The organism is Salinispora fenicalii, assembly GCF_000514815.1.
Taxonomy (GTDB): Bacteria; Actinomycetota; Actinomycetes; order Mycobacteriales; family Micromonosporaceae; genus Micromonospora; species Micromonospora fenicalii.
The window spans coordinates 128117-145323 of the sequence record NZ_AZWQ01000008.1; the positions used below are offsets into that span (position 1 = coordinate 128117).

A 17207-nucleotide genomic window follows, 5' to 3' on the forward strand; every position below is an offset into this window, starting at 1 on the left:
CCTGACCGCCGGACAAGCCGGCGGCCAGCGATCGGGTCAGCGCAGGGAGAGCGCGGCGAGGGCGGCGTTGACGATGCTGCCCGGCAGCAGGTCGTGGAGCTCGTACAGCTCGGCGACGCTGCCGGACTGACCGAACTCGTCCACGCCAAGGGGCACCGCCGGGGCACCGACCGCCGAGCCGAGCCATGCCATCGCGTGTGACGCGGCGTCGTGCACGGTGACCACCGGCACCCGGTCGACGAACGCCGACCGCAACGCGCCCGGAACGCTCGGCACGGTAGCGGTGCGGACCCCCTGGCGCAGGGTCCGCTGCCAGGCCCGGTAGAGGCGGTCCAGGCTGGTGACGTCCACGACGTGCGCGGCGATCCCCTCCTCGGCCAGCTCGGCTGCGGCGGCCAGAACCTCAGGCAGGACCGCGCCAGAGGCGGCGAGCTGCACGACCGGGGCATCGGCGAGCTGCGGGTACGCCTGGTGGGCGTCGACCAGCCGGTAGGCACCGGCGAGCACCTGCCGACGCAGCACCGCGTCGCCGAGCCGGCTCCGGGCCGCCGCGAACGGAGCCTGGTCGACCGGGCGGGTGCTGAGCCGGAAGTAGTATCCGCCGTCCTCTCCGGGCGCGGCGGTCGCGGTCGGTGCCGCTCCCCCGGCGATCTGCCCCAACGCGTCACAGAGCAGCCAGTCCAGGGTGGTGGCGTAGGCGGGCTCGACGAAGGTGACCCCGGGCAGTTCCAGGCCGACGCTGGCGGTGAGCGTCGACTGGTGCGCGCCCCCCTCCGGCGCGAGGGTGACTCCCGAGGGAGTGCCCGCGACCACGAACCGGGCGCCGGAGTAGGTGCCGTGCAAGAAGGCGTCCAGGCCCCGCAGCACGAACGGGTCGTACACGGTGCCCACCGGTAGCAGCGGCTGCCCGGAGTGGTCCCAGGCCAGACCGAGCTGCCCGAGCAGCAGGAACAGGTTCATCTCCGAGATGCCCAGCTCGATGTGCTGGCCGGCCGGGCTCTCCGTCCACCGCAGCATCCGGTCCTCGGACCACGCGCGCTGCGAGGTGGGCGCGAACACCCCGGACCGGTTGATGAACCCGGCCAGGTTGGTCGAGGTGGCCACATCCGGCGCGGTGGTGACGAGGTAACGCCCGACCTGCGGGTCACGGGCCAGGTCAACCAGCACCCGGCCGAAGACCTCCTGGGTGGAGAGCGGCTTGTTCGCGCGTACCCGGGTCGTCTCCGGGACGCGCACGCCCAGCGCCCGCGTGCGTGGCGCCCGGGACAGCGCCTCCCGGCGCTCTCCGGCCCGGACACCGGCCGCCGACGCCGGGTCGAGCCGGTCCCACTCGGTGTCCCCGGTGAGGCCGTGCGCGGCCCGCAACGCGTCCACCTGCGCCGTGGTGAGCAGTGCCGAGTGGTTCCGCGGGTTGCCGGCCATCGGCAGCCCCCAGCCCTTCACGGTGTACGCGAAGACCACGCTGGGCCGGTCGGTGACCGCGTCACACTGGGCGTAGGCATCCAGCATCGCCGCCAGGTCGTGCCCGCCGAGGTCGGTGACGAGCGGCCCCAATTCGTCGTCGGGGATGTCGGCGATGAACTCCGCGATTCCCGCCGGCGCGCCGTCGAGGAACTGCTTGCGCAGCAGCGGCCCGGCGAGGCCGAAGAGCGACTGGTACTGCTCGTTCGGCATCGCGTCGATCCAGTCCCGCAGCGCCGCCCCGCCCGGACGGGCGTACGCGGCAGCGAGCCGACGACCGTACTTGACCTCCACGACGTGCCAGCCCGCGGCCTCGAACTGGCCCCGCCACTGGTCGATCCGGATGCCCGGAACAACGCGATCCAGCGACTGGCGGTTGAAGTCGACCAGCCACATCACGTTGCCGAGCCCGGCGGTGGCCGGGTCGGCGACCGCCTCCCAGATGTTGCCCTCGTCCAGTTCGGCGTCGCCGATGAGGGCGACGAACCGGGACCGGGGACGGGCACCGAAGTGCGCGTCCACGTAGCGGCGGGTGACCGCCGCGAAGAGTGGCGCCGCCGCGCCCAGCCCCACCGAGCCGGTGGAGAAGTCGACCTCGTCCGGGTCCTTCGTCCGGGACGGGTACGACTGAAGGCCGCCCCGGGCACGCAGCCGGGTCAGGTACGACCGGTCCAGGTTGCCGAGCAGGTACTGGATGGCGTGGAACACCGGGGAGGCGTGCGGCTTCACCGCGACCCGGTCCTCGGCGTCGAGGTGCGCGAACCACAGCGCCGTCATCGCGGTGACCAGCGAGGCGCTCGACGCCTGGTGCCCGCCGACCTTCACCCCGTCGCCGGTGTCCCGGTCGTGGTTAGCCGCGTCCACAATACGGGTGGCGAGCCACAGCACCCGGCGTTGGATCTCGTCGAGGACATCGAGGTCGTGCTGGTTCACGGGGACTCCATCCGGGCGCCGCCGTTGGCGCCCTCCGAGGGGTGGGCACGGCGTCAGGCCCTCCGCCGTACCAGCCGGAGGGCCTGCCTGGCACGTCAGCCCTGGACGCCGAGGCGCTCCAGGATCAGCTCACGCACGGTCTTTGCGTCAGCCTGGCCACGGGTGGTCTTCATAACCGCGCCGACCAGGGCACCGGCCGCGGCCACCTTGCCGCCGCGGACCTTGTCGGCGATGGCGGAGTTGGCGGCGATCGCCTCGTCCACCGCGGCGGTCAGCGCGCCGGTGTCGGAGACCACCTCCAGATTGCGGTCGGCCATGATCTTGGCCGGCGAGCCCTCTCCCGCGACCACGTGCTCCAGCACCGTACGGGCCAGCTTGTCGGTGAGCTTGCCGGCGTCAACCAGGCCCTGCAACTCGGCGACCTGCGCTGGGGTGGCGCCGATGTCGGCCAGTTCCACCCCGGTCTCGTTGGCCCGGCGGGACAGCTCGCCCAGCCACCACTTGCGGGCGGCGGTCGGGGTGGTGCCGGCCGCGATGGTCGCCTCGATCAGCTCGACCGCACCAGCGTTCAGGATCGACTGCATGTCCAGGTCGGACAGGCCCCACTCCTGCTGGAGCCGACGCCGGTGCAGCCGCGGCAACTCCGGCAGCGCGGCCTTCAACTCGGCCACCCAGGTCGGGTCCGGCGCGATCGGCACCAGGTCCGGCTCCGGGAAGTACCGGTAGTCGGTCGCGGTCTCCTTGGACCGGCCGGAGGTGGTCTCCCCGGTGTCCTCGTGGAAGTGCCGGGTCTCCTGGGTGATCCGGCCGCCAGCCGCCAGCACCGACGCCTGCCGGATCATCTCCGAGCGCACCGCGCGCTCCACCGACCGCAGCGAGTTGACGTTCTTCGTCTCGGTACGGGTGCCCCACTGCTCACCCGGGAGGTTGAGGGAGGTGTTGACGTCGCAGCGCAGCGACCCCTCCTCCATCCGGACGTCGGAGACGCCGAGCGAACGGAGCACGTCGCGCAGCTCGGTGACGTACGCGCGGGCCACCTCCGGCGCCATCGCGCCGGCGCCGGGGATCGGCTTGGTGACGATCTCGACCAGCGGGATACCGGCCCGGTTGTAGTCGACCAGCGACTCGGTCGCGCCGTGGATGCGGCCGGTGGCCCCGCCCACGTGCAGGGTCTTGCCGGTGTCCTCCTCCATGTGCACGCGTTCGATGCTGATCCGCACCGGTTCGCCGTTAACCTCGACATCCAGGTAGCCGTCCACGCAGAGCGGCTCGTCGTACTGGCTGATCTGGTAGTTCTTCGGCATGTCCGGGTAGTAGTAGTTCTTCCGGGCGAACCGGCACCACTGCGCGATCGAGCAGTTCAATGCGAGCCCGATCCGGATGGTCGCCTCCACGGCCGCCCGGTTGGCCACCGGAAGCGAGCCGGGCAGCCCCAGGCAGACCGGGCAGACCCGGGTGTTCGGCGCCCCACCGAAGTCGGTCGGGCAACCACAGAACATCTTGGTGTTCGTGCCCAACTCGACGTGGGTCTCCAGGCCGATCACCGGCTCGTAGCGTGCGACGACCTCGTCGTACGCGGGCAGTGTCGTCGTCATCGGTGCTCCTGCCTCACAGTGCCGGTGGGGTGAACGGGCCGACGGCGCTCTCCAGCGCGGCCGCGACCCGGTACATCCGGTCGTCGGCCATCGTCGGTGCCATGACCTGCAGGCCGACCGGGAGCCCGTCGGCGAGGCCACAGGGCACCGAGATGCCCGGCCCGCCGTACAGGTTGCTCGGAATGGTGAACAGGTCGGCCAGGTACATCTGGTACGGGTCGGCGGTGCGCGCCCCGACCGGGAACGCGACGAACGGCGTCGTCGGCGAGATCAGGGCGTCGACCTGGTCGAAGGCGGTGGTGAAGTCCCGGCTGATCAGCGTGCGAACCTTCTGCGCCTGACCGTAGTACGCGTCGTAGTAGCCCGAGGAGAGGGCGTACGTGCCGAGCATGACCCGGCGCTTGACCTCCGGGCCGAAACCGGCCTCCCGGGTCGCCGACATGACCTCCTCCAGCGACCGGGTGCCGTCGTCACCGACCCGCAGGCCGAACCGGACCCCGTCGAAGCGGGCCAGGTTCGATGAGCACTCACTCGGGGCGATCAGGTAGTAGGCCGGCAGCGCGTACTGGAAGTGCGGGCAGGAGACCTCGACGACCTCGGCGCCCAGCTTGGTAAGCGTCTCCACCGCCGCCCGGAAGGCCGCCAGCACGCCCGGCTCGGCTCCCTCCCCGGCGAACTCCCGGACCACGCCCAGCCGAACCCCGGTCAGGTCGCCGCTGGCGCCGAGGCGAGCGGCAGCCACCACGTCCGGCACCGGCGCGGGGATCGAGGTTGAGTCGAGCGGGTCGTGCCCGCCGATCGCCTCGTGCAGCAGCGCGGCATCCAGCACCGTACGGGCGCAGGGGCCGGGCGTGTCCAGCGAGGACGAGAAGGCGATCAGGCCGTACCGGGAGGTCCCCCCGTAGGTGGGCTTGACGCCGACGGTTCCGGTGACCGCACCGGGCTGCCGGATCGAACCGCCGGTGTCCGACCCGATCGACAGCGGCGTCTCGTACGCGGCCAGGGCGGCCGAGCTGCCGCCGCCGGAGCCGCCTGGGATCCGGCTCAGGTCCCACGGGTTGTGGGTCGGCCCGAAGGCCGAGTACTCGGTGGACGAGCCCATCGCGAACTCGTCCATGTTGGTCTTGCCCAACATCACCGTGCCGGCCGCCCGCAGCCGCCGCACGATCGTGGAGTCGTAGGGCGGGCGCCAGTCGGCCAGGACCTTCGACCCGGCGGTGGTCGGTACGCCCTTTGTGGTGAGCACATCCTTGACCGCCACCGGCACCCCGGCCAGCGGGCCGAGCGGCTCGCCGGCGGCGCGGCGCGAATCCACGTCCCGGGCGGCGGCGAGGGCACCCTCCGTATCAACGTGCAGGAAGGCGTGCACCCGGTCGTCAACGGCCGAGATCCGATCCAGGTGCGCCTGGGTGACCTCGACCGCCGAGGACTCGCCCCGCGCCACCAGGCCGGCGAGTTCAGCGGCGGAGAAGCTGGTCAGGTCGGTCATGAAGCCACATCCTCGTCCAGAATCCGTGGTACGCGGAACCGCTGCTCAGCGGCGTCGGGAGCGCCCGACAGCGCCTCCTGGGGCGTCAGGCACGACGCCACCACGTCATCGCGCAGCACGTTGGTCAGCGGCACGGAGTGCGACGTCGGCGGAATGTCCGCCGCGGTGACCTCGCCGACCTGGGCGACTGCCTGAAGGATCACGTCGAGTTGGCCGGCGAGGGTAGCCAGCTCCTCCTCGGTCACGGCGAGCCGCGACAGTCGCGCCAGGTGCGCGACCTCCTCGCGGGAGATGGCGGCCATCGGTGCCCCCTTCGTGGCTGTCCTGCTGATCTGTCCGCGCCGACCGCGGGCGGTGCTGCGCTACCCGCGGTGACCGCAGCGAGTCTATTGCTCCCTCCCGGCGCCGCTGCCTCGACTCCCCCCTCGACGCCGCTGCCTCGGCTCCCCCCTCGACGGCGGGGCCGGCGGGTAGTTGACGGTCAACGGGCGGGGCGGGGCCGGACGGCGGCCTCCGGGCCCGCCGTCGGGCGGACCGGACGATACCGGGCCAGCCAGGCGACAAGCTCCTCAGCCGGCATCGGCCGGGCGTAGAACCAGCCCTGCGCGGCGTCGCAGCCGATCGCGTGCAGCATCCGCCAGGTCCGCTCATCCTCCACCCCTTCGGCTACCGCCCGCAGCCCGAGTGCCCGGGCCAACTCGACCACCGAGGTGACGATCGCCGCGTCGTCGGCGTCCTCAGTCATCCCCAGCACGAAGGAGCGGTCCACCTTCACCTCGGACAGCGGTAGCCGCCGTAGGTGTTGCAGGGAAGAGAAGCCGGTGCCGAAGTCGTCCAGGGCGATCCCCACGCCGAGCCGGTGCAGCCGGGTGATGGTGGCGAGCACCCGCCGTGGGTCGGCCATCAGCGCCCCCTCGGTAATCTCCAGTTGGAGGCGCTGCGGCGGTATGCCGTGCCGGGCAAGCTGCTCCGCGATCCGGTCGGCGATCTCCCCGGTGTGCAGGTCCCGGACGCTGACGTTCACGGCCGCCCGGAGGAGCACACCCGCCGCCTGCCACCGCGCCAGCTGCGTCAGCACGTCATCGATGACCCGGAAGGTGAGCAGGCGCATCACCGCACTCTGCTCGGCCACCCGGATCAGCTCCTCCGGGTCGACCATCCCGCGCCGGGGATGGCGCCAGCGCAGTAGCGCCTCGACCCCGACCACCTCGCCGGTCGCGATGTCGACCTGCGGCTGGTAGTACATGGTGATCTCACCCGCGCCGGCCGGGTCGGCCAGCCCGCCGGCGCGTCCCACCGCTGCCCTGAGCTCCGGCCCTCCGGCTCCCTCGGCGACGTCATCAACGGTCCCGCTGGAGGCCGGCGGTCCGGCCGGGCCGACGGTGGTGCGGCGACGAATCGGGTCGGCCGCGGTGACGATCTGCTGGATCAGCTCGTCGGAGTGGACCAGGTGTACGCGCTGCCGTCGACCCCACAGCGACCACCGGCCCGGGCTTGGCCCGCCCGTGCCGGGCAGCGCCGCGTCGGCACCACCGATCACCGGGAACGTCGAACCGTTGCGCTCCGGGTCCGCCCCGCCGCCGTCCGCATCCGGGCGCAGACCGGAACTGAGTACCCGACGCAGGTCGGCGAGGAGACCGAGCCGCTCGGCAGAGTTGTGGTCGGACTCGGCCACGTAGACGGCGACCGTGTCGTTGCGCTGCTTCGCGTCGTACATCGCCACATCGGCGTGCCGCATCAGGGTGGTGAAGTCCTCACCATGGTCGGGGAAGAGCGCGACCCCGATCGACCCGCCGACATCCAGCGGCAGTCCGTCCAGCGTGACCGGCTCGGCCAACGCGGCCACCACCTGGTCGGCCCGGGTGCGCGCCTCGGCGACATCGGTCAGCCCGGTCAACACGATGGCGAACTCGTCCCCGCCGAGCCGGGCCACCAGGTCCCCGCCGGCGACCTCGGTCAGCCGGGCACTCACCTCGACCAGCAGGCGATCGCCGACAGCGTGCCCGAGCGCGTCGTTGACGTGCTTGAACCGGTCCAGGTCGAGCAGGAGCAGCGCCATTCGGGCCGGCGCCGAACCATCCGCCGCCCGCTCCGCGTGCCGGTGGAGTTCCTCACCGACCTCGGCGACCAGTGCCTTTCGGTTGGCCAGGCCGGTGAGGGGATCGAGGGCGGAGAGCTGCTGCTGCTCGGCACTGAGCCGAACCATCTGATAGACCGCGAACAGCGGCGCCAACACCAGCGGGACCAGCGCTGCACTCGCCTGGGCCGCAGTGACCAGCACCGGCGCGAGCAGCAGCAGCGAACCGGTGGAGAGCAGCTCGAGGCCCATCCCCGGCCGCCAACGCACCCCAAAGCGCAGCCACACCGCCGAGTTGACCAGCCCGTGGTTGACCGCGAACCAGGCGAGCATCGCGCCGCTGACCGCGGCCACGTCGGTCCAGCTCAGTTGCCCGCCACCGAAGAGGTCGCCCGGGCCGAGGCCGATGAGAACACCAGCGGCGGCGAGGGCGCAGGCGTACTGGCCGGCGTTGAAGGCGATTCGCCAGCTGGCGTGCCCCGATCGGAACCCGGATACCACGACCGCCACCACCTGCACGGCGACCGCCGGGCCCAGCCCCCAGCCGAGCAGGATGGCGAAGGTGAAGCAGGTGGACGGAAACACCGCCGACGACTGCCGCCGGCCCGGCGGGAGGAACGGCCGGGCGTCTCCGGCGACCGCCAGCACCGCCATGGTCCAGAAGGCGGCGGGCAGCTGGAACACCTGGTCGGGAAGCGCCAGCAACGGACCCACCGACGTCAGCGTGGCCAAGGCGAGGACCACCGCCACGAAGGCGAAGAACGGCGCGCTCCGTCCTGGTGGGACGAAGTTGCGCGGGTCGGCCGTCGCCATCACACCTCCCGCGGGTCAGGTCGGCGCACCCATGCGTACGCCGTGCCCCCCATGTAACGCCCCAGGAGCCAGAAATCCCCGTACGACAGTCACGAATCAGTCGTAGTCGTAATTAAGTTGGTATGCGCGCCTGCGGCCGCCGGTCAGCCCTCGACCCGGGCCACCGCGTGAGCAGCCTCGGGACCCGCGTCGAGCAGCACCTGGAAGCCCTCCTCGTCCAGCACCGGCACCTTCAGGCTCGTCGCCTTGTCCGCCTTCGTCCCAGGATTGTCACCGACGACCACAAAGGCGGTCTTCTTCGAGACCGAGCCGGTGACCTTGCCGCCGCGCGACTTGATCGCCTCGGCCGCCTGGTCCCGGGAAAAGCCGGCGAGCGTCCCGGTCACCACCACGGTCACCCCCTCCAGGGGGCGCGGCCCCTCCTCGACGGCCTCCTCCGCCATCCGCACCCCGGCCTCTGCCCACTTCCGCACCACCTCGCGGTGCCAACCCACGGCGAACCACTCCCGCACGCTCGCCGCGATGGTCGGCCCGACTCCCTCAACAGCCGACAGCTCCTCCTCCCCGGCCTGGTCAATCGCCTCGACCGACCGGAAGTGCCGAGCCAGGGCCTGCGCCGCGGTGGGGCCGACGTGCCGGATGGAGAGCGCCACCAGCACCCGCCAGAGCTCGCGCTCCTTGGCCACGGTCAGGTTCTCCAGCAACTTGACCGCATTGCTGCCGAGGCTGCCGTCCTTGTTGACGAAGAACGGGGACCGCGCCAACTGCGCGGTGTCGAGAGTGAACAGATCGCCCTCATCGGTGATGATCTGGGCGTCAAGCAACGCGGCGGCCCCCTTGTAACCCAGGACCTCAATGTCGAAGGCCCCCCGCCCAGCCAGGTGGAAGACCCGCTCCCGGAGTTGAGCCGGGCAGCTACGCGTGTTGGGGCAACGGATGTCGATGTCGCCCTCCTTCGCCGGAGCCAGCGGGGTGTCGCAGCACGGGCACCTGCTCGGCATCACGAACGGCCGGGCCTGCGCCGGGCGCAGCTCGACCACCGGGCCAAGCACCTCGGGAATCACGTCACCGGCCTTCCGGATCACCACCGTGTCGCCGATCAACACCCCCTTACGCTCCACCTCACGGGCGTTGTGCAGGGTGGCCAGCGCCACCGTCGACCCGGCCACCCGAACCGGCTCCAGGACCGCGAAGGGAGTGACCCGGCCGGTGCGCCCGACGTTCACGTCGATGTCGAGTAGCCGGGTGTTGACCTCCTCCGGCGGGTACTTGAACGCGATCGCCCAACGCGGCGCCCGGCTCGTCGAACCCAGCCGGCCCTGAATCGCCACCGGGTCAATCTTCACCACCACGCCATCGATCTCATGCTCGACGTCGTGCCGGTGCGCGGCGTAGTGCGCGATGTACTCCGCGACGCCGGCCAGCCCCGGCACCACCCGCCACCGATCGCTGGTCGGCAGCCCCCAGGCCCGCAACGCCGCGTACGACTCGGACTGGGTGCTCGGGGCCCAGCCCCGGCGGGCCCCGAAGCCATGCACGACCAGCCGCAGCGGCCGGGACGCGGTGACCCGTGGATCCTTCTGCCGCAGGCTGCCGGCGGCCGCGTTGCGTGGGTTGGCGAAGGGCGCTCGCCCCTGCTCGACCAGTCCGGCGTTCAGGTCCGCGAAGCCGGCGACCGGGAAGTAGATCTCACCGCGGACCTCGAGGAAACCCGGAATCTCCGGGAACTCGGCCGACGGCGTCAGCTCCCCCGGCACATCCCGAATGCTGCGGACATTCGCCGTCACGTCCTCGCCGGTGCGGCCGTCCCCGCGGGTGGCGGCCCGGACCAGGCGCCCCTGCTCGTAGGTCAGGTTGATCGCGAGGCCGTCCACCTTCAGCTCGCAGAGGTAGGGAACCGGGCCACCGGCATCCCGCTCGACCCGCTCGGCCCAGGCCGCCAGCTCCTCGTCGGAGAAGGCGTTGTCGAGCGACATCATCCGCTCGGCGTGCGCCACCGGGGTGAAATCGGTGGAGAAGGCGCCCCCCACCCGCTGCGTCGGAGAGTCGGGCGTGCGCAGGGCCGGGAACTCCGTCTCCAGCCCCGCCAGCTCCCGCAGCTGCTCATCGAAGGCCGCGTCGGAGATGGTCGGCGCGTCGAGCACGTAGTAGCGGTATTGGTGCTCGGTCAGCTCCCGGCTGAGCGTCGCATGCCGCTCGCGCGCCGCCGGGGTCGGCTCCGCGCCGGCCGCCGCCTCCTGCTCCGCAGGAACCTGCTGGCCGATGGCATCCTCGGACATCGCCCTGACCTCCCATTCTTCCCGCTACCCGGGAACCGTATCGGGGCGGTGGGACATTGCGCCGCCCACCCGCCCGCGCCAGCGACGGCGGCAGCAGCGCATCCCGACGCCGACAAGGCCACGCCTGACCGCCAGCGACGGCGAGGCCACGCCGGGCCCAGCCCGGCCACTCCGGCAGCCGAGCTACCGGCGAGGGCAGCCAGAGCTACTGGCGAGGGGCAGCCAAGCTACCAGCGAGGGGCGGTTAGCCGAGTCCGGCAGCACCCGCGGACCGTGCCGCTCACCCCGGCTCACTCAACCGCCGTCCCGCGTCCCGGCAGGCGGCCAGGACCGCCCGTGTGTGCCCTCCAGTGGCGTTCGCCAACCCGCAGGCCGGCGTGATGACGACCTGCTCCGCGAGCTGCCGGCGGGGGAACCCGAGCCGATCCCAGAGCCGGCCCACCCGCTCGGCGACCCGCGCCGACGTCGGTGGGTTGTCGGCCGCCGCCGGTCGCGTGGGCGCGGCGCCGGCCAGTAGGCCCAGCCCGGCGTCGATCGCCTCACCCAGCGGGTCCAGGTCGGTGACCAGGTCGAGATCGAGGGCCACACCGACCGCACCGGCCTCCCGAATCAGCTCCAGCGGCACGTCCGGGGCGCAGCAGTGCACCACGACCGGTACGCCAGCGGCGGCGATGACCGCACGCAGCAGGCTGCGGGCGCGGCCCGGCTCCACCGGCTGATACGTCCCGAACCCGCTCTCGGTCGGCACCCGCCCGGCGAGCACCGCCGGCAACGACGGCTCGTCCAGCTGCAGCAGCACCGAGGCCCGCGGTAGCCGGCGCGCGACGGCAGCGACGTGCTCGCGCACCCCCTCAGCCAGGGAGTCGGCCAGGTCCCGCACCGCGCCGGGATCGCGTACCAACCGGCCACCCACCGGCAGCTCCACCGCCGCGGCGAGGGTCAGCGGCCCGGCGACCTGGACCTTGACCGGCCCGGCGTACGCCTCGGCCTGCGCGGCGAGTTGGTCCAGATCCCGCTCCATCAGGTCCCGGGCCCGGCGCCGATCCCGACCGGAGCGGGAAGCAACGCGCCAACGGGCGGCGTAGAGCTCGACCGGGAACTCCACCAACAACCCGGCGGTCCGGCCGATCAGCTCCGCGCCCGGGCCACGGGCGGGCAACTCGGGCAGGTGAGGGAGGAGGGGCAGCTCACCGAGGGCGATCCGCTGGGCCTCCGCGATGTCGGTGCCGGGGAGCGACCCGACACCGGTCGCCGCACCCGCGGGCCACGGCCACGGCTGATCACTCACGGTCGAAGACTATCCGATTCCGGACGACCACCGCCGGGCCACCCGGGTGGGTCAGGCGGCGATGGTGGCGGAGCCGAGCACGATGTCGCCCGCCGGGTCCGGGCGGTAGGCCACGATCGCCTGGCCGGCCGCCACCCCGCGGACCGGCTGATGCAGCTCGGCCCGGAGCCCGTCGCCGGTCACCGCCACGGTCGCCGGCACCACGTCACCGTGCGCGCGCAACTGCACCTCGCACTCGACCGGATCAGCCGGCCGGGGCCCGCCGATCCACACCGGGCGCCGCGCCTGCACCTGCGACACCGCCAACGCCTCGGCCGGGCCCACCGTCACCGTGTTGGTCTTCGGAGTGATCGACAGGACGTAGCGGGGTCGACCGTCCGGGGCCGGGCGGTCCAGGTGCAGCCCGCGCCGCTGCCCGACGGTGTAGGCGTACGCCCCGGTGTGCCGGCCCACCACCTCGCCGGTGTCGCCGTCGACGACATCGCCCGGCGCCGCACCGAGCCGCTGGGCGAGGAAACCGCGGGTGTCGCCGTCGGCGACGAAGCAGATGTCGTGCGAGTCCGGCTTGTCGGCCACCGCCAGGCCGCGCCGGGTTGCCTCCGCTCGGACCTGCGTCTTCGTCGAATCCCCCAGCGGGAACATCGACCGGCTCAGCTGCTCGCGGGTGAGCACGCCGAGCACGTAGGACTGGTCCTTGGCAAGATCGACGCTACGGCGCAGCAACCCGTCGGCGCCAAGCCGCGCGTGGTGACCGGTGACCACGGCGTCAAAGCCCAGGGCCACGGCGCGGTCCAGCACCGCGGCAAACTTGATCTTTTCGTTGCAGCGCAGGCAGGGATTCGGGGTACGGCCGGCCGCGTACTCGGCGACGAAATCGTCCACCACATCGGCCTGGAACCGCTCGGCCATGTCCCACACATAGAACGGGATGCCGAGCACGTCGGCGGCCCGCCGGGCATCCCGGGAGTCCTCCAGCGTGCAGCAGCCCCGGGCGCCGGTGCGATAGGTCTGCGGGTTGCGGGCTAACGCCAGGTGCACCCCGGTCACGTCATGCCCCGCCTCGGCGGCCCGCGCCGCCGCGACCGCGGAGTCCACGCCGCCCGACATCGCCGCCAGCACCCGCACCCCGACCACCTTCCCCACGCCGTCGGGCACCGCGGTGGTGCCCGGACGAGCGTAACCACCCCGGCCGCCGCCCCCAAAACCCAGCACACCCCGCTTGCCCGGACGGCGCCTACGGAGCGAATCGCTGCCGCCGTGCGGCGCTGGGATCAGCGCGAAGCGCTGAGGCTACCGGCCCGCCGGGCCCGGTCGACCGCCTCCGGCAGGGCCGCAATCAGCGCGTCGACCTCCTCCGGCGTGCTGGTGTGGCCGAGCGTGAAGCGCAGCGAGGAGCCGGCACGAGCGCTGTCGGCCCCCATCGCGAGCAGCACATGGCTCGGCTGGGCGACCCCCGCCGAGCACGCCGAGCCGGTGGAGCAGGCGATGCCCTGCGCGTCGAGCAGGAGCAACAGCGCATCGCCCGCACAGCCCGGAAAGGAGAAGTGGGCGTTGCCGGGCAGACGATCGTCCGGGTCACCGTTGAGCACCGCCTCCGGCACCGCCTGCCGCACCCGTGTCACAAGGTCGTCTCGGAGGGCAGCAACCCGGGCCGCGTACTCCTGCTGGTGCCGGACCGCCGTCTCCAGGGCGACCGCGAAAGCGACGATTCCGGCCGTGTCCAAGGTCCCCGAGCGGACGTCCCGCTCCTGGCCACCGCCGTGCAGCAGCGGGGTCACCGCGACGTCCCGGGCGAGCACCAGGGCACCCACCCCAGCCGGCCCGCCGAGCTTGTGCCCGGTCACAGTGAGTGCCGAGACGCCACTGGCGGCGAAGTCCACCGCCACCTGACCGACCGCCTGGATCGCATCGGTGTGCAGCGGCACCCCGTGCTCGGCAGCCACCGCGGCCAACTCGGCGACCGGCTGGACCGTACCCACCTCGTTGCTGGCCCACATCGTCGTGATCACCGCCACCTGGTCGGCGGCAGCGGCCAACTCGGCGCGAAGCTGCTGTGGGCTGACCCGGCCGAGGGCATCGACCGGAAGCCAACTCACCTCGGCCTCCTCCTGCGCGGCCAGCCAGTCGACGGCGTCGAGCACCGCGTGGTGCTCCACCGCACTGGACACCACCCGCGTCCGCCGGCGATCGGCGGACCGGCGGGCCCAGAAGATGCCCTTGACCGCGAGGTTGTCGCTCTCGGTACCGCCCCCCGTGAAGATCACCTCGGCGGGGCGGGCACCCAGCGCGGCGGCCACCCGCTCACGCGACTCCTCCACGCGGCGACGGGCCTGGCGGCCCGCCCCGTGCAGGGCGGAGGCGTTGCCGACCTCACGGGCGGTGGCGACGTACGCCTCCAACGCCACGTCGAGCATTGGAGTGGTCGCCGCGTGATCCAGGTAAGCCATCAGAGCCAGCCTAACGACCCGATCTGCGTCGGCCGGAGGCCGGCGGGCCTGCCGCGGGAAGAGTCGCGCCGCGGGGCGCGCCAGCGCAGCTCAACCGAGCCGACGGCCGAACCAGCCGAACCGCTTGTCGAGTGCCACGACGGCACCGGCCACGAGGGCGACACCCAGGATCCGCAGCCACGTTCCGGGGCCGATGGGTGCCGTCCGGAACAGCGTATTCAGCACCGGCAGGTAGGTGAGCGCCACCTGGCCGAGGGCCTGCAGCAGCACGCCACCGATCAGCCAGCGGTTGGTGAACAGCCCCAGCCGCCAGGCCGAGTGACGCAACGAGCGACAGCTGAACAAATAGAAAACCTGCACGGCGACGACGAGGTTCACCGCCGCCGTACGGGCCTGCGCCAGCTCCGCGCCGCCGCTGCGCTCCCACTCGAACACCCACCAGGCACCGGCCACGACCAGTGCGGACACGAGCAGAATCCGCATCACCAAAGCGCTGGTCAGCAGCGGCTGGGCCGGATCTCGGGGCGGCCGGGACATGATCCCGCTCTCCTTCGGCTCGAACGCGAGCGTCAGCCCGAGCAGCACCGCCGAGGTCATGTTGATCCAAAGGATCTGACTGGGCAGGATGGGCAGCGCGGTGCCGAGCACGATGGCGACGAGGACCAGCATGCCCTCCGCCGCGTTGGTGGGCAGCGTCCAGGTGATGAACTTGGTGAGGTTGGCGAAGACGCCCCGCCCCTCCTCGACGGCCGCCTCAATCGTGGTGAAGTCGTCATCGGTGAGGATGATGTCCGAGGCCTCCTTGGCCACCTCGGTGCCGCTGCGTCCCATCGCCACCCCGATGTCGGCCTGCCGCAGGGCCGGCGCGTCGTTGACGCCGTCCCCGGTCATCGCGACCACCTGCCCATCGGCCTGCAACGCCTCCACCAGCCGCAGCTTCTGCTCCGGCGACACCCGGGCGAAGACCGCCGCCCGGTCCACCGCCGCCGGGCGGTCGGCAGGCGAGAGCCGCGCGAGGTCGGCGCCGGAGAGCACCGCGCCGGACCCCGGCTCCGCGTCCAACAGGCCGAGGCGACCGGCGATGGCGCACGCGGTGCTCTGATGGTCACCGGTGATCATCTTCACCGAGATTCCGGCTCGCTGGCTGGCGGCGATCGCCGCAGCGACCGCGGCCCGGGGCGGATCAAGCATGGCGTGCAGGCCGGTGAGGACCAGGCTGCCGGGCAGCTCCTGCTCCGCCAGCTCGGCCGCACCGTCCACCCGGACCTGCGCTGTGGCCAGCACCCGTAGCCCCTCGCCGGCGAGCGCTTCGGCGGCGGCCAGCACCTCGTCCCGGTCCAGTGGCACCGGTTGCCCCTGCTCGTCCAGCGCCGCGACGCTCCACTCCACCAGCCGCTCGACCGCGCCCTTGACCAACACCACCCGTCCGCCGTCCCGGGTTTCGTGCAAGGTCGCCATGAACTGCCGCTCCGAGGTGAACGGGATCGATGCGACCCGGGGCAGCTCGTCGGCCACCGCCGCGGCCCAGAGGCCGCCCTTGGCCGCCACCACCAGCATCGCGCCTTCGGTCGGGTCGCCGAGCACCACGTACTCCTCGTCCCGCTCGACCAGCCGGGCGTCGTTGCAGGCCACCCCCGCGAGTAGCGACCAGCGCAGCGCCCCGGCATCGGAGATCCGGGCGACCTCTCCGTCGGGACCTCGGATCTCACCGGCTGGTTGGTATCCGCTGCCGGTGACCTCGTGCTGGCCGGCGACTGTCCAGAGCTTCCGCACCGTCATCTGGTTCTCGGTCAGGGTGCCAGTCTTGTCCGTGCAGATCACCGTCGTGCTGCCCAGCGTCTCCACCGCCGGCAGCCGCCGGATCACCGCCTGCCGACGAGCCATCCGCCCGACCCCGATCGCCAGCGTGATCGTCACCGCCGCCGGCAGCCCCTCCGGGATGGCCCCGACCGCCAACGCCACGGCGGCAGTGAACATCTCGCTACCGCTCTCCCCCCGGAGGATGCCGACTCCAAAGGCCACCCCGGCGAGCACCAGGATCACGACGGTGAGCAGCCGGCTGAAGCGAGCCAGCTTGGCCGTCAGCGGGGTGTCCAACACCTGGGCGCTACCGACCAGGCGGTGGATCCGACCCAGCTCCGTCTCGGCCCCAGTGGCCATGACCAGACCGGCCGCCGAGCCGCCGGTGACAAGCGTGCCGGAGTAGAGCACGTTCCGACGATCGGCCACCGGCGTCTCGTCCGGGACGACGACCTCGTCCTTGCGGACGGGCTGCGACTCACCGGTCAGGGTCGACTCGTCGACCCTGACCTCATCGGCGCGGGCCAGGCGCAGATCGGCGGGGACCTTCTCCCCCGCCTCGACCAGCACCAGGTCGCCGGGGACGACCTCCGCCGACGGCACCCGCCGCGGTTGACCGTCCCGGACCACCCGGGTCTCGGTCCGCACCATCGACCGCAACGCGTCCAGCGCGGCCTCGGCCTTGGACTCCTGTAGGAACCCGACCAGGGCGTTGACCAGGACCACACCGAAGATCACGACCGAGTCGACGTACTCGGCGAGCAGCAGGGTGACCAGGCCGGCACCCACCAACACGTACACGAGGGGGTTCTGGAACTGGCGGAGCAGCCGGCGGAGCAGGCCGCCGCGAGTGGCGGCCGGCAGGACGTTGGCCCCGAAGCGCTCCCGGCGGTCGGCCGCCGTCGCGTCACTTAAGCCGCGCTCAGTGTCGGTCTCGAGCAGCAGCACGACCTCGTGCAGAGCCAACGCATGGTGGCCCCGGTCGGGCGTCCTCGACATCCGCGTTCCTCGTTCCCTGCCTCGGC

The 17207-nt window shown here is 72.3% G+C and carries 10 protein-coding genes; all 10 read right to left on the reverse strand.

Annotated features, from left to right (window positions below; all coding sequences use genetic code 11):
* Window positions 1–36 precede the first annotated feature (36 nt).
* Window positions 37–2394 carry a transketolase-like TK C-terminal-containing protein gene (locus B116_RS0100605; RefSeq protein WP_027658895.1) on the reverse strand — a complete coding sequence of 786 codons (2358 nt, stop codon included), beginning with the start codon at window positions 2392–2394 and terminating at the stop codon, window positions 37–39.
* Window positions 2395–2489: 95 nt separating this feature from the next.
* A complete protein-coding gene (gene gatB / locus B116_RS0100610) occupies window positions 2490–3989 on the reverse strand; it encodes an Asp-tRNA(Asn)/Glu-tRNA(Gln) amidotransferase subunit GatB (protein WP_027658896.1) in 1500 nt (499 codons plus the stop codon).
* A gap of 13 nt (window positions 3990–4002) precedes the next feature.
* Window positions 4003–5478, reverse strand: a complete 1476-nt coding sequence (gene gatA, locus B116_RS0100615) for an Asp-tRNA(Asn)/Glu-tRNA(Gln) amidotransferase subunit GatA (RefSeq protein ID WP_018723579.1) — start codon at window positions 5476–5478, stop codon at window positions 4003–4005.
* Window positions 5475–5780: an Asp-tRNA(Asn)/Glu-tRNA(Gln) amidotransferase subunit GatC gene (gatC, locus tag B116_RS0100620; protein WP_018220804.1), complete on the reverse strand. Its 306-nt coding sequence runs from the start codon at window positions 5778–5780 to the stop codon at window positions 5475–5477. Before gatC ends, gatA begins: the two co-directional genes overlap by 4 nt.
* A gap of 179 nt (window positions 5781–5959) precedes the next feature.
* Complete coding sequence (locus B116_RS0100630; RefSeq protein ID WP_027658897.1) at window positions 5960–8368, reverse strand: putative bifunctional diguanylate cyclase/phosphodiesterase; 2409 nt, start codon at window positions 8366–8368, stop codon at window positions 5960–5962.
* A gap of 143 nt (window positions 8369–8511) precedes the next feature.
* Window positions 8512–10647, reverse strand: a complete 2136-nt coding sequence (ligA, locus tag B116_RS0100635) for an NAD-dependent DNA ligase LigA (RefSeq protein ID WP_027658898.1) — start codon at window positions 10645–10647, stop codon at window positions 8512–8514.
* A 280-nt stretch (window positions 10648–10927) separates the two neighbouring features.
* Window positions 10928–11935, reverse strand: coding sequence for a uroporphyrinogen decarboxylase/cobalamine-independent methonine synthase family protein (locus tag B116_RS0100640; protein WP_027658899.1), 1008 nt, complete (start codon window positions 11933–11935; stop codon window positions 10928–10930).
* A gap of 51 nt (window positions 11936–11986) precedes the next feature.
* Window positions 11987–13060: a tRNA 2-thiouridine(34) synthase MnmA gene (gene mnmA, locus B116_RS0100645; protein WP_188115980.1), complete on the reverse strand. Its 1074-nt coding sequence runs from the start codon at window positions 13058–13060 to the stop codon at window positions 11987–11989.
* A 146-nt stretch (window positions 13061–13206) separates the two neighbouring features.
* Window positions 13207–14382, reverse strand: a complete 1176-nt coding sequence (locus B116_RS0100650) for a cysteine desulfurase family protein (protein WP_027658900.1) — start codon at window positions 14380–14382, stop codon at window positions 13207–13209.
* A gap of 90 nt (window positions 14383–14472) precedes the next feature.
* Complete coding sequence (locus B116_RS0100655) at window positions 14473–17181, reverse strand: HAD-IC family P-type ATPase (RefSeq protein ID WP_027658901.1); 2709 nt, start codon at window positions 17179–17181, stop codon at window positions 14473–14475.
* Window positions 17182–17207: the final 26 nt, after the last annotated feature.

What these genes read in the sequence shown, in the direction of transcription:
- gatB (WP_027658896.1), bottom strand. Translation starts at nt 3,989, where the DNA reads ATGACGACGACACTGCCCGCGTACGACGAGGTCGTCGCACGCTACGAG.
- gatA (WP_018723579.1), bottom strand. Translation starts at nt 5,478, where the DNA reads ATGACCGACCTGACCAGCTTCTCCGCCGCTGAACTCGCCGGCCTGGTG.
- gatC (WP_018220804.1), bottom strand. Translation starts at nt 5,780, where the DNA reads ATGGCCGCCATCTCCCGCGAGGAGGTCGCGCACCTGGCGCGACTGTCG.
- B116_RS0100630 (WP_027658897.1), bottom strand. Translation starts at nt 8,368, where the DNA reads ATGGCGACGGCCGACCCGCGCAACTTCGTCCCACCAGGACGGAGCGCG.
- ligA (WP_027658898.1), bottom strand. Translation starts at nt 10,647, where the DNA reads ATGTCCGAGGATGCCATCGGCCAGCAGGTTCCTGCGGAGCAGGAGGCG.
- B116_RS0100650 (WP_027658900.1), bottom strand. Translation starts at nt 14,382, where the DNA reads ATGGCTTACCTGGATCACGCGGCGACCACTCCAATGCTCGACGTGGCG.
- B116_RS0100655 (WP_027658901.1), bottom strand. Translation starts at nt 17,181, where the DNA reads ATGTCGAGGACGCCCGACCGGGGCCACCATGCGTTGGCTCTGCACGAG.